This is a genomic window from uncultured Methylobacterium sp. (assembly GCF_964244095.1).
Lineage (GTDB): Bacteria > Pseudomonadota > Alphaproteobacteria > Rhizobiales > Beijerinckiaceae > Methylobacterium.
On record NZ_CAXTHR010000129.1, the window covers coordinates 1 to 11,836 of the forward strand.

At 71.7% G+C, this 11,836-nt stretch carries 12 protein-coding genes and 1 pseudogene; 8 read left to right on the top strand and 5 right to left on the bottom strand.

The genetic code is table 11. From position 1 onward, the window contains the following. The coding region (locus tag ACFE86_RS17395; RefSeq protein WP_375456581.1) for a polysaccharide biosynthesis/export family protein at window positions 1–1,122 on the top strand (1,122 nt) is incomplete at its 5' end. 217 nt (window positions 1,123–1,339) lie between these two features. Beyond that, the gene (locus ACFE86_RS17400) at window positions 1,340–2,497 is read left to right on the top strand and encodes a branched-chain amino acid ABC transporter substrate-binding protein (protein ID WP_375456582.1); all 1,158 of its coding nucleotides are present in this window, start codon (window positions 1,340–1,342) and stop codon (window positions 2,495–2,497) included. Between the two features lie 9 nt (window positions 2,498–2,506). Here ACFE86_RS17400 and ACFE86_RS17405 read toward each other — a convergent pair whose 3' ends face one another. After that, complete coding sequence (locus ACFE86_RS17405) at window positions 2,507–3,094, bottom strand: tyrosine phosphatase family protein (protein WP_375456583.1); 588 nt, start codon at window positions 3,092–3,094, stop codon at window positions 2,507–2,509. Window positions 3,095–3,189: 95 nt separating this feature from the next. Here ACFE86_RS17405 and ACFE86_RS17410 point away from each other — a divergent pair, with 95 nt between their 5' ends. The 5 genes from ACFE86_RS17410 to ACFE86_RS17430 all read left to right on the top strand — a co-directional run bounded on the left by ACFE86_RS17410 (window position 3,190) and on the right by ACFE86_RS17430 (window position 8,686). Further along, a complete protein-coding gene (locus ACFE86_RS17410) occupies window positions 3,190–4,290 on the top strand; it encodes a TRAP transporter substrate-binding protein (protein ID WP_375456584.1) in 1,101 nt (366 codons plus the stop codon). A 500-nt stretch (window positions 4,291–4,790) separates the two neighbouring features. After that, a complete protein-coding gene (locus ACFE86_RS17415) occupies window positions 4,791–5,528 on the top strand; it encodes a Crp/Fnr family transcriptional regulator (protein WP_375456585.1) in 738 nt (245 codons plus the stop codon). A 479-nt stretch (window positions 5,529–6,007) separates the two neighbouring features. Then, window positions 6,008–7,396: a deoxyribodipyrimidine photo-lyase gene (locus ACFE86_RS17420; RefSeq protein ID WP_375456586.1), complete on the top strand. Its 1,389-nt coding sequence runs from the start codon at window positions 6,008–6,010 to the stop codon at window positions 7,394–7,396. A 233-nt stretch (window positions 7,397–7,629) separates the two neighbouring features. Further along, window positions 7,630–7,809, top strand: coding sequence for a DUF1328 domain-containing protein (locus ACFE86_RS17425; protein WP_375456587.1), 180 nt, complete (start codon window positions 7,630–7,632; stop codon window positions 7,807–7,809). A gap of 19 nt (window positions 7,810–7,828) precedes the next feature. Continuing rightward, window positions 7,829–8,686 (top strand): SDR family oxidoreductase, encoded by an 858-nt coding sequence (locus tag ACFE86_RS17430; RefSeq protein WP_375456588.1) that lies wholly within the window; start codon window positions 7,829–7,831, stop codon window positions 8,684–8,686. Between the two features lie 44 nt (window positions 8,687–8,730). On the opposite strand, the gene ACFE86_RS17435 is transcribed toward ACFE86_RS17430, so the two are convergent. Further along, window positions 8,731–9,714: a cation diffusion facilitator family transporter gene (locus ACFE86_RS17435; RefSeq protein WP_375456589.1), complete on the bottom strand. Its 984-nt coding sequence runs from the start codon at window positions 9,712–9,714 to the stop codon at window positions 8,731–8,733. A 170-nt stretch (window positions 9,715–9,884) separates the two neighbouring features. Here ACFE86_RS17435 and ACFE86_RS17440 point away from each other — a divergent pair, with 170 nt between their 5' ends. Then, window positions 9,885–10,322 carry an HIT family protein gene (locus tag ACFE86_RS17440; RefSeq protein ID WP_375456590.1) on the top strand — a complete coding sequence of 146 codons (438 nt, stop codon included), beginning with the start codon at window positions 9,885–9,887 and terminating at the stop codon, window positions 10,320–10,322. 80 nt (window positions 10,323–10,402) lie between these two features. Here the strand turns inward: ACFE86_RS17440 and ACFE86_RS17445 are convergent, their stop codons facing one another. The 3 genes and pseudogenes from ACFE86_RS17445 to nadE all read right to left on the bottom strand — a co-directional run. Next, a complete protein-coding gene (locus ACFE86_RS17445; protein ID WP_375456591.1) occupies window positions 10,403–10,816 on the bottom strand; it encodes a PilZ domain-containing protein in 414 nt (137 codons plus the stop codon). A gap of 51 nt (window positions 10,817–10,867) precedes the next feature. Further along, window positions 10,868–11,137 carry a hypothetical protein gene (locus tag ACFE86_RS17450; protein ID WP_375456592.1) on the bottom strand — a complete coding sequence of 90 codons (270 nt, stop codon included), beginning with the start codon at window positions 11,135–11,137 and terminating at the stop codon, window positions 10,868–10,870. Window positions 11,138–11,244: 107 nt separating this feature from the next. Beyond that, window positions 11,245–11,836 (bottom strand): annotated as a pseudogene (gene nadE / locus ACFE86_RS17455) (NAD(+) synthase); the annotation flags it as partial.

The following is an 11,836-nucleotide window of genomic DNA, read 5'->3' on the forward strand; positions in this document are numbered from 1 at the left end:
GGCTGTACGGTCCTGCCGGGTGCGGGTCCGACGGCGCGGGCGGTCGAGGCGGGTTCGGAGGTGGCGACGCCGGATGGGTTGCTGGCGCGCTACGCGATCGTCGACGTGACGCCGGCGGTGATCGAGGCCCTGCGCGGGCGCCCGCTCGACAGCCTGCTGGCCTCGTTCGGCGACCGGCGCCCGTCGCTCGAACCGGTGATCGGGGTGGGCGACTACGTCGCCGTCTCGGTCTGGGAGGCGGGCTCGGGCGGGCTGTTCTCCGGGCCGCTGGTCGCCGACCGGTTCTCGGCCGGCTCGAAGTCGGCGCTGATCCCCGAGCAGGCGGTCGGGCGCGACGGGGCGATCTCGGTCCCTTACGCCGGGCGCATCGCCGTCGCCGGCCGCCGCACCCAGGACGTCCAGACGCTGATCGAGAACGAGCTCGCCGGCAAGGCGATCCAGCCGCAGGTGCTGGTCTCGGTCACCAAGCCGATCTCGCAGGCGGTGACCGTCACCGGTGAGGCGGTGGCCGGCGCCCGCCTGCCGCTCTCGACCGGCGGCGACCGCCTGCTCGACGTCGTGGCGTCGGCCGGCGGCGTGCGCGCGCCGGTGTCGGAGACCTTCGTGCGCCTCTCGCGCGGCGAGCGCACCACCACCGTGCCGATGGCAACGCTCGTGGCCAACCCGCGCGAGAACATCTACCTGCGCCCCAACGACGTGCTGACGCTGGTGCGCGACCCCCAGACCTTCCTCGCGGTCGGCGCGCTCGGCAACGCCACCGAACTGCCGTTCTCAGCCGACGGCATCACCCTCGCCCAGGCGCTGGCCAAGGCGCGCGGCCTGTCCGACTTCCAGGCCGACCCCGCCGGCACCTTCGTGTTCCGCTTCGAGCCCGCCAGCATCGTGCGCCGCCTCAGCCCCGCCTCGCCGCTCCTGAACACCCCCGTGATCCCGGTCGTCTACCGCATCGACATGCGCGACCCCAACAGCCTGTTCACCGCCCAGGCCTTCCGCATGCGCAACCGCGACCTCGTCTACGTCTCAAACGCACCGTTCACCGAACTCTCCAAGGTCCTCAGCGTCTTCTCAACCGTCGCAGGTCCCGTCGCATCCGCCGCATCCGTCTACGCCTACTCGCGCTGACAGGCGTCGACCTCCGCCCGGCCGACGACCGGTCCGAAGACCGAACATGCCCGAGGACGAACGGCTTTAAGCGAAGAAGAACGACTTACACTCAAGAAGAACGGCTTGCCCGGAAGGGGTTTTCGCGGAAAGAAGCGGTCTCTGGGCCTCGGCGGCGCCTCCGCCCCGCCGCCGCGACGATGTCAGGGAAGGGGCCTGGATGCCGAGAAGCGGCCTGATGACGCTCGGACACGTGCTCGGGTTCGGCCTGCTCCCGTCCCGCCCGCCCCTCCGGCGCCTCGCCCCGGCAGCCGGCGCGTGCCTCGCCCTCTGGCTCCTGGCGCCGAAGCCTGCGGCCGCGGAGGTGGTGGTCGGCGTGGCGGTGCCGCGCTCGGGCGCCTACGTCGCGGTCGGCGAGCAGGTCCTGCGCGGGGTCGAGGCGGCGGCGCGCGACGCCAACGCCCGGGGCGGCATCGACGGGCAGGCCATCCGCCTCGACGTGCAGGACGACGCCTGCGACTCGAACACGGCCACGGCGGTCGCCAACCACTTCGTGCGCGCCGATGTCGGCCTCGTGGTCGGCCATGTCTGCTCGAACGCCTCGATCGCGGCCTCCGAGGTCTACGGCCAGAACGGCATCGCGATGATCACCGCGGCCTCGGTCTCGGCCAAGCTCACCGACCGCGGCCTGCCGACGATCTTCCGGGTCTGCGGCCGCGACGACGATCAGGCGCGCCTCTCGGCGATCGTGCTCGCCGAGCGGTTCCGCGACCGCAGGATCGCCCTGCTCCAGGACCTGACGCCGGCCGCGCGCGCGCTGGCGGCCGCGACCAAGGACAACCTCAACCGGATCGGCATCAACGAGACCCTGTCCTCCGCCTTCTCGCCGAGCGATGCGGACGACGCCGCGCTCGCCGACCGGCTGAAGGCCGCCGGGATCGAGGTGGCCTATTACGGGGGCGATGCCGCCGAGATGGGGCGACTCGTGCGCATTGCGGCCGAGCGCGGCGCCCGGCCGCAATGGTTCGGAACATCGGCCATCGCCACCCCGGACTTCGCCCGGATCGCGGGCGGGGCGAGCAACGGCGTGCTGATGACCTTCTACCTGGACCCGAGCCGCCAGCCGGCGGCGGCGGAGGTCGTCAGGGCGTTCAAGGCGGACGGCGTCGACCCGACCGGCTCGGCGATCTACGGCTACGCCGCGCTCCAGGCGCTGGTCGCGGCGGCCAACTTCGCCCACACGCAGGACCCGCGGCGCATCGCGGCGGTCCTCCATGCCGAGCGGTTCGACCTCGTGCTCGGCACCGTCGGCTTCGACGGCAAGGGCGACGTCACCGCCCAGGGCTACGTGCTCTACGTCTGGAAGGACGGTGCCTTCACGCCCGCCCCGAAATAGGCGCGCCGATCATCCGGCGCGCGCCGCGTCGACCTCGGCGCCGCGTCCGAGGCCGCGCAGGAGCTCCGCGAGGTGCGGGCGCACGCCGAGCTGCACCGCGTGCAGGCGCCGCACCGCCTCGACGAGGGCGCCGCCCCGGCCGAGCATCGCGTCGGCGAAGCCCACCATCCGCGCGTTCGGCCAGGCCGGCTCGCGCAGCGCATGCAGGCGCGCGACCAGCGCCTCGGCGCTCGCGTCGGGTTCCGCGTCGGCAAACAGGATCAGCAGCGCCGCGGTCGAGCGCGACAGGCCGTAATGGCAGTGGACCAGCAGGTGTCCCCCCGGGCCCCCGGTCCCGGACCGATCCCCCCGATCCCGACCGAAGGCGAGGATGGCGGCGACGTGCTCGCGCGTCGGCGGGACGAGGCCCTCGCCCTCCCCGAGGCAGTCGTGGAAGCGCAGGGTCGTGCGCCGGTGCGCCCCGTAGGCGGCGAACGCGTCGGGCTCCGGCGTGCCCGGATCGAGCAGCGACAGCACGCGGTCGACCCCGCATCCGCCGTGGCGGGCGAGCTCTTCGAGGCCGCAGACGGTGTGGAGGGTGATCGAATCGATGCTCACGATGCCTCCCGCCTATCACGGCCGGCCCGCGGTTTCGAGACGCGCGCCGGACGTGGTAGGGGCCGCGGCCGACGGGAACCGCCGGGGGAGGTGCCATGACGACCGTGAAGCGACGCGCGCTCCTTACCGCCGGCCTCGGCGCGGCGCTGGCCTCCCCCGCCCTGGCCTCCCCCGCCCTGGCGCAGGGCGGCCCGGAGATCCGGTGGCGCCTGTCCTCGGCCTTTCCCAAGAACCTCGACATCCTGTTCGGCGCCGCCGAGACCTTCGCCCGCCGCGTCGGCGAGGCCAGCGACGGGCGCTTCGCGATCCAGGTGCAGGGACCGGGCGAGCCGGTCGCGGTGGACGGGCTGCTCGACGCGGTCGCCGCCGGCACGGTCGAGATGGGGCACGGCCCGGCGACCATCGCCTCCGCCAAGGACCCGACCTTCGCGCTCGCCACCGCGCTCCCCTTCGGCCTCAACGCCCGCGGGCAGAACGCGTGGTGGCTCGCCGGCGGGGCGGGCGACCTGTTCAGCGAACTCTTCGCGAGGAACGGGCTCGCGAGCCTGCCCGGCGGCAACACCGGCGCGCAGATGGGCGGCTGGTTCAGGCGCGAGGTGAAGGCCACGGCCGACCTCCAGGGCCTGAAGGTCCGCATCGGAGGCCTGGGTGCGCAGGTGCTGGCCAAGCTCGGCGCGTTGCCCCAGGGGACGCCGGGACCGGAGATCCTCGCCGCCCTGGAGGCCAAGCGCATCGACGCCGCCGAGTGGATCGGCCCCTACGACGACGAGCGCCTCGGCCTGCAGAAGGCCGCGCCGATCTACCACTATCCCGGTTTCTGGGAGGGCGGCGCGATGCTGCATTTCTGGCTCAACGCCGAGACGTGGAAGGCGCTGCCCAAGCCCTACCGGGCGATCCTCCAGGGCGCGGCGGCCGAGGTCGCCGCCGAGATCCAGGCGAAGTACGATGCGCGCAACCCCGGCGCCCTGCGTCGGCTGGTGGCCACCGGCGCCCAGCTCCGCCCGTTCCCGCAGGAGGTGATGGAGGCAGCCCTCAAGGCCGCCAACGACGTCTACGCCGAGATCGCGGCCAGGAACCCCGATTTCCGGCGGGTCTACGAGGCGATGAAGACCTTCCGCAACGAGGAATACCTCTGGTTCCAGGTGGCCGAGTACACCTACGACAACTTCATGATCCGCGCCCGCGCCCGGGGATAGAGTGCTTCCCGACGAAGTGGACGCCGGTTCGTCGCGAAAGTGCGCGTTAAAACAAAGACCTAGAGCCGTGCCCGACCCAACGTAGTCGGGCACGGCTTTAGGGCGGCGCAGCCGATGCCGTGCCGCGCGGTCTCGGGCCAGGGTCGGATTTCCCGAGGCGCTCGGCCGCGGCTTTTGCCCGGGGGAAGACGTGGCGGCTTCGCTGCCCCTATGAGCCGGCGCGCAACGCGCGTACAACGGGTGCGGCACGCCGCGATCGGCGCCGCGGCGACTGCGACGCCCGGCGTCGTGCCCGATCCGGTCGGATCGCCCCGCCGGCTTCCCGGTTTCGACGCGCTTCCCGGCGGCGAGCCGGTGCCCGCGCCGTCGGAAGGCGCTGCCGAGCATCCGTCCTGATCCACGGATCACGGCAAAGTGCTCGGTACGCTTCGTAGCCTCACGGTTTCTTCGCACCAGCCGGCAACCGCCGCGCTGGAGAACGTCGTTGGTGATGCGCGCGCATGGATAACCGGTTCATCCGCAAGCTGGAGAACTTCACGCGTTTCTCCGAGGCCGACCTCAAGGCGCTGGAGGACGCGAGCGCGCAGGGCATCCGGCGCCTCGGCGCGCGGGAAGACATCGTCCTGGAAGGCGACGAGCCGCGCTACGTCAACCTGTTGCTGGAGGGCTGGGCCTGCCGCTACAAGCAGTTCCAGGACGGGCGCCGGCAGATCATCGCCTTCTTCCTGCCGGGCGACCTCTGCGACCCGCACATCTTCACCCTGCGCCGGATGGATCACGCCGTCGCGACGCTGACGCCGGTGACGCTCGCCCGGATCTCGCAGGAGCGGATCGAGGCGATCACCACCGCCTCCCCCCGGGTCGCCGAGACCCTGTGGTGGGCGATGCTGCACACCACGGCGATCCAGCGGGAATGGACCGTGAGCCTGGGTCAGCGATCGGCGGTGGAACGTCTCGCCCACCTGTTCTGCGAGCTCCACCTGCGCCTGCGCGCGGTCGGCCTCACCGAGGCAACGAGCTACGAGCTTCCGGTGACGCAGGCCGACCTCGCCGACACGCTCGGGCTGTCGAGCGTCCACGTCAACCGCACGCTCCAGGAATTGCGGACCTCGGGCCAGATCACCTGGAAGGGCCGGCGCCTGACGATCCACGACCTGCCGGCGCTGACGGCCCTCGCCCTGTTCGACCCCGCCTACCTGCACCTCGACCACGAGGGCGCGCATCTCGATGCGCATTGACGGCCCCGCCCCTCGCATCCGCCCGGAGGCTGTTGGCAGCGGCGGAACCGCCCAAGAAAAAAGGCCACTCCCGAAGGAGCGGCCCGAAGTCTAGGGAGGAAACGCCCAAGAAGGGCTGCCGGACCGCGACGCCATCGCGATCCCGCGCTGCACAATCTGATCCTCTCGACGGGAAATGCAAGGGGATTGGGCAGCGGTCCTGTCGTTTCCGGTGCCGCCGCGCACGCGCGTGAAAGGCTGTGCTGAAAATGTCGCAGGGCCGGATCGCGCGATCTTCGCGCCCTGCGGGACCGAAGCCGCGTGGAAATTCCCAGCAAAGGTTTGCGGCCATGCGGTTTTCCGCGGTCGGACTGCTGCGCCTGGGCAGCCCGGACGTTCAACGCCGGCCTGCCGGGGCGCCGCAGGACGAATGCGACGTAAGCTCTAGCTTCATCACCAAGGTTTCGGGACGCGGCGTCCCGCACGTGCGACGAGGCGGCATGACGATTCACGCGGGGCGAATCCGGGTCCTCAATGATGCCGCAGCGCGGGAGGATGGGGATTGCGTCCTCTACCTCCTGCAACAGGCCAACCGCGCGCACCACAACCCGGCGCTCGAATTCGCGATCGCGGAGGGCAACCGCCTCGGCCTGCCGGTGGTCGCCGGCTTCGGGCTGCTCGACGGCGCGAACGGCTTCCCCGAGGCCAATGCCCGGCACTACGCCTTCCTGCTGCAGGGATTGGCCGACGCGAAGGCGGGCCTCTTGCGGCGCGGCGTCGGCTTCGTGATGCGCAAGGCGTCGCCGGCCGAGGTCGCCATCGACCTGTCGCGCCGCGCCGCGCTGCTGGTCCTCGACCGCGGCTACCTCGCGATCCAGAAACGCTGGTACCGCGAGATCGCCGACGGCGTCGACATCCGCGTCGTCCAGGTCGAGGGCGACGTGGTGGTGCCCGTGGAGATCGCCTCCGGAAAGCACGAATTCGCCGCCCGGACGCTGCGGCCGAAGCTGCACAGGCTGTGGGACGGCTTTCTGGAGCCGGTGGCCGCGCAGGTCGTCCGGCACAGGGCGGACGGCCTCGGGCTGGAGAGCGGGATCGACGTCTCCGATCCCGGCCCTGTGCTGGCCGGCATGAGCCTCGACACCGCGGTCCCTCCGGTGAAGCGATTCACCGGCGGCGAGACGCAGGCGCGCCGGCGCCTGGAGGCGTTCCTCGCCGAGGGGCTCTCCGGCTACGGCGGCGGCCGCAACCGCCCGGAGGCGGCGGCGGCCTCGCACATGAGCCCCTACCTGCATTTCGGCCAGATCTCGCCGGTGGAGATGGCGCTCGCGGTGCGCGCCGCGAAGGCCGGCGACGACGACGACCGCCAGACCTACCTGGAGGAGCTGATCGTCCGGCGCGAGCTCTCGGCCAACCACGTCTTCTACACCGACGGCTACGACACCTACGCCAAGGCGGTGCCGGACTGGGCGCGCAAGACGCTGGCCGAGCACGCCGACGACGCGCGGCCGCACACCTATACCGACGCGCAGCTCGCCGCGGGCGAGACCCACGACCTCTACTGGAACGCCGCCCAGGCCGAGATGCGCGAGACCGGCTACATGCACAACCAACTGCGGATGTACTGGGGCAAGAAGATCCTCGAATGGTCGCCCTCGCCCGAGGCCGGCTTCGCGCGCACGCTCCGGCTCAACAACCGCTACTTCCTCGACGGGCGGGACGCGAATTCCTTCACCAACGTCGCCTGGATCTACGGCCTGCACGACCGCCCCTGGGCGCGCCGCAAGGTGTTCGGCACCGTGCGCTACCAGAGCGGGAACTCGCTGAAGAAATTCGACGCCGACGCCTACGTGAAGACCGTCGAGAGGCTGTGCGCGGCCGAAGCGTGAGCGCCCGCCCGCGGCTTGGCTCGTTCCTCCCCGACGGCGCCGCGAAGCGCGTCCGCCGCACCCGCCGCCAACACGCGCGCCGCGATCCTGCCGGCGCGGGCGGAGCCGGTGGCGGAGACCGCACGAGAAGAAAACGCTGGACGGGCCGCGCCGCACGGAACGGCGGAGCTTGGCCCGCGGTTGTCGCTCGATTCCCAGCCGGCCGGTCGCCGGTTCCGTCCGGAGACTTCGGCATGACCCTCCTCAAATGGGCCCTCATCTGCTTCGTCGTCTCGGTGATCGCCGGCGGCCTCGGCTTCACCGGCATCGCCTCGGGCGCGGGCTCGCTCGCCCGCATCCTGTTCGGGATCTTCCTCGTCGTGGCCATCGTCATCGTGGTGATCGCCTTCGCGATCGGGCAAGCGGTGTTCTGAGGCCGTGACGCCGCCGGACATGCGGGACAGGATCGGCCTCGTCACCGGCGCCACCTCGGGCATCGGCTACGAGACCGCCCTGGGCCTGGCGAAGGCCGGCGCCCGCGTCGGCATCGTCGGGCGCGACGCGGTCAAGGTCGATGCCTGCGCCGCCTCCCTGCGCTCGACCGTTCCCGGCGCGGCGATCGACGGCTTCGTCGCCGACCTGTCGTCGCAGGCCGCGATCCGCCGGCTGGCGGCCGAGATCGGCGCGACCTACCCGCGGCTCGACGTGCTGGTCAACAATGCCGGGGCGATCTTCGAGCGGCGCCAGACCAGCGCCGACGGGTTCGAGCGCACCTGGGCGCTCGACCACCTCGGCTACGTGCTGCTGACCCTCGAACTGCTCGACCTGCTGAAGGCCTCCGGCCGCCCCGGTGCCGCGTCGCGCATCGTCAACGTGGCCTCGGCCGCCCACACCCGCGGCCGCATCGCGTTCGACGACCTGCAATCCGAGAGATCCTACGGCGCTCTGCGGGCCTATGCACAGGCCAAGCTCGGCAACGTGCTGTTCACCTACGCCCTGGCGCGCCGGCTCGCGGGCGTGCCGGTGACGGTCAACGCCCTGCATCCGGGCGTCGTCGACACCGGGTTCGCGAAGAACACCGGCGGAGCCTTCGGTGTCGCCTGGAGCCTGATCCGGCCGTTCCTGATCAGACCCGTGGACGGTGCCGCCACCTCGCTGCACGTCGCCGCCGCGCCGCAGGTGGAGGGCGTCAGCGGCCGCTACTTCGCCAAGCGCCGCGAGAGCGCGTCGTCGTCCTACAGCCGCGACGAGGCGGTGCAGGAGCGGACCTGGGCGATCAGCCTGGAGCAGGTCGGCCGCGCACCCTGGTAGCCGGCATGGCGGGAGGAAGCCCGGTCGGCGTCACGTCTCGGGAGTCATCCGGACCTGGCCGCCGCATCCTGCCGCGCGAGGCCACCGCCCGAGGCCGAGCGTGCCTGCGCCTCGATGAACACCCGCTTCACGTCCGGGACGCGTGCCTTGAGTTCGCGGTCGAGGCGCGTCACCACGTCCTCGACCGCGCCGGCGCTGAGGTCGTCGGCCATGTCGAGGCTGACGTTCACGAGGATGTCGGCGGGACCCATGTGCTGCGTCAGCACCTCGTTGACGTGCGCGACGCCGGGCTCGGACCGCACGACCTCGCCGATCACCGCGAGCACGTCCGGGTCGGCGGCCTCGCCGATCAGCAGGCCGTGGGTCTCGATCATCAGGAAGACCGCCATGCCGACGAGCACGAGGCCGATGCCGACGGACGACCAGCCGTCGAGCGCCGGCATGTCGAGCGCGTCCGCGAGGATCACGCCGGCGAGCGCGATGACGAGGCCGATCAGCGCCGCGACGTCCTCGACCAGGATCGTGAACAGGGCCGGGTCCTTGCTGCGGCGGATCGCGCTGATCGGCGGGCGCTCGCCCTTCTCGGCCCAGAACGCCCGCATCGCCACGAGGCAGGAATAGCCCTCCGCCGCGATCGCGAAGCCGAGGATGCCGACGTTCACCCAGAAGCCGGACAGCGGGTGGCCGAACAGGCTCGCATCCGCCGCCGGCTCCGGATGGCGGATCTTGTGGACGCCCTCGTAGATGGCGAAGATGCCGCCGCCGAGGAAGATCAGCAGCGCGACGATGAAGGCGTAGAAGTAGATCTCGCGGCCGTAGCCGAAGGGGTGCTTGGCGTCGGCCGGCTTCTCGGCGCGCTTCAGGCCCACGAGCAGCAGGATCTGGTTGGTGGTGTCGACCACCGAGTGCGCCCCCTCCGCCAGCATCGCCGACGAGCCCGTGAGGAAGGCGCCGACGAACTTCGCCACCGCGATGGCGAGGTTGGCGCCGGCCGCGGTGTAGATGGCGCCGGTGCTCTCGTGTGCCATGCGATCATTCCGGGCGGCCGCCGCATCGCGGATCGCCGCAGCTTGGCCTTGCGTCAAAGACGGGCAAGCGTCGCGGGGGGCGGCCGGTTCCCGTTCGTGGACGCCGCCCGGCCCCCGGTGCATCCTGCGCCGGCCGGACACCCGCGACGGACCGGCGCGAGGGAGCCCGCATGACGGACACGGCCTACGACCCCCAGAACGTCTTCGCCAGGATCTTGCGCGGCGAGATCCCCTCGCACAGGGTCTACGAGGATGCCGAGACGCTGGCCTTCATGGATGCGATGCCGCAAGGGCCGGGCCATACCCTTGTGATCCCGAAAGCGCCGGCGCGCGGCCTGCTCGACGCGGACCCGGCTTCCCTCGCGGCGCTGACCGCCGGCGTCCAGACGGTCGCGCGCGCGGTGAAGGCGGCTTTCGCCGCCGACGGCCTGACGGTGTTCCAGTTCAACGAGGCCGCGGGCGGGCAGACGGTGTTCCACCTCCACGTCCACATCGTGCCGCGCTTCGACGGCGTGCCGCTCACGCCCCATACGGGTAGAATGGCCGATCCGGCGGTGCTCGCGGAACAGGCCGAACGCATACGCGCGGTGCTCGGCGCCGCGGGCTGACCGCCGCCGTCCCGGATGCCTCCTGCGTCGGCGCGTGGCGATGGGGCGGGCCGTATCTTCGGGGCGGGCCGTATCTTCGCTCAGGCGGCCGTCGCGGTGCCCGGCTGGGCCATGCCGACGAGCAGGCGGCGGAGCGCCGCGTTCTCGGCCTCCAACTCGCTCACCCGGCGCAGCAGGATCGTGAGCGAGGCGTCCATCGCCACGGGCTCGGCGGGCGCCGCGACCGGCGCGGGCTTGGCCGCCTCCTCGGCGAAGGTGATGCCGACACTGTCCGCGCGCCGCCAGCGCAGGGTCGACCGGAAGGTGCGATCCTTCTGCGGAATGTAGAGGTCGAACATCTCGGGCAGCGTGGAGCTCTCGCTCAGCGCGAGGCGCGCGCCCGAGGCGGACAGGTCGCGCACGAGGCAATCCATGCTCGACGCGCCGTTGTTGAAGATGATGCGGCCCTTGAGGAACACCCTCTGGCGCGTTTCGCTGCGATGCTCCGCCAACATGGCGTCCGGCCTCCGGATCGATCAAGTTGGGCCAACATCCCATGCAGGCCCTTAAGGAAAGCTCGCCGCGATCTCCGACTCTCCAGGCCGTCCCTGGAAAAACCGCCGGTCGACGGTCTGGAACAGGTAGAATCCGTTGAAGCGCACGCCGGTCTCCGCGGCGCGGCCGTCGAAGTCCAGCGGCAGCCGGCTCGTCGCGTCGAGCTTGCCGCCGAACGTCCACCGGCCGCCGCCGAGGAAGGCCGGCACGCACTGCGCCTCGGGCACCGCGCAGCACAAGCCCTCGACACTCTTGAGGCGGAACAGGTTGTAGCTTCGCATCGGCGTTCCTCCGCTTGGCCGACCCCTCGCGCCGATCCCGCCGCGCACGGCGCGGGACATCAGCTTGACCGTGTGGATTATCACACACGCTGTCCGGTTCGTGTCGATCACGTTTCGGGGACGTTGCGCGCCAGTTCGTCGAGCCAGATCCGGGCCGAGCCGTCCGACGGCGCCCGCCAGTCGCCCCGCGGCGACAGGGCGCCGCCGGCCGAGACCTTCGGGCCGTTGGGCAGCGCCGAGCGTTTGAACTGGCTGAAGCCGAAGAAGCGCGCCAGGAACACTGCAAGCCAGCGCCGGATCTCCGGCAGGCCGTAGGCGATGCGCCCGGCCTCGGGGAAATCCGGCGGCCAGGACCCGGCCCCCGCCTCGCCCCAGGCGTGCAGCGCCAGGAAGGCGATCTTCGACGGGCGGAAGCCGTGGCGCAGGGTGTAGAACAGGTTGAAGTCCTGCAGCGCGTAGGGGCCGATCACGGCCTGCGTGCTCTGCGGCGGCGCGTCCGCGTCGGGCGGCACCAGTTCCGGCGAGATCTCGGTGTCGAGGACGGCGCTGAGCACCCGCCCCTCCGCGGTGCCGAACTGCCCGGAGGCGACGACCCAGCGGATCAGGTGCTGGATCAGGGTCTTGGGTACGCCGGCATTGACGGCGTAGTGGCTCATCTGGTCGCCGACGCCGTAGGTGCACCAGCCGAGCGCCAGCTCC

Excerpts from the sequence above, each read along its gene's own strand:
- ACFE86_RS17400 (WP_375456582.1), top strand. The coding sequence starts at position 1,340 with ATGACGCTCGGACACGTGCTCGGGTTCGGCCTGCTCCCGTCCCGCCCG.
- ACFE86_RS17410 (WP_375456584.1), top strand. The coding sequence starts at position 3,190 with ATGACGACCGTGAAGCGACGCGCGCTCCTTACCGCCGGCCTCGGCGCG.
- ACFE86_RS17415 (WP_375456585.1), top strand. The coding sequence starts at position 4,791 with ATGGATAACCGGTTCATCCGCAAGCTGGAGAACTTCACGCGTTTCTCC.
- ACFE86_RS17420 (WP_375456586.1), top strand. The coding sequence starts at position 6,008 with ATGACGATTCACGCGGGGCGAATCCGGGTCCTCAATGATGCCGCAGCG.
- ACFE86_RS17425 (WP_375456587.1), top strand. The coding sequence starts at position 7,630 with ATGACCCTCCTCAAATGGGCCCTCATCTGCTTCGTCGTCTCGGTGATC.
- ACFE86_RS17430 (WP_375456588.1), top strand. The coding sequence starts at position 7,829 with ATGCGGGACAGGATCGGCCTCGTCACCGGCGCCACCTCGGGCATCGGC.
- ACFE86_RS17435 (WP_375456589.1), bottom strand. The coding sequence starts at position 9,714 with ATGGCACACGAGAGCACCGGCGCCATCTACACCGCGGCCGGCGCCAAC.
- ACFE86_RS17440 (WP_375456590.1), top strand. The coding sequence starts at position 9,885 with ATGACGGACACGGCCTACGACCCCCAGAACGTCTTCGCCAGGATCTTG.
- ACFE86_RS17445 (WP_375456591.1), bottom strand. The coding sequence starts at position 10,816 with ATGTTGGCGGAGCATCGCAGCGAAACGCGCCAGAGGGTGTTCCTCAAG.
- ACFE86_RS17450 (WP_375456592.1), bottom strand. The coding sequence starts at position 11,137 with ATGCGAAGCTACAACCTGTTCCGCCTCAAGAGTGTCGAGGGCTTGTGC.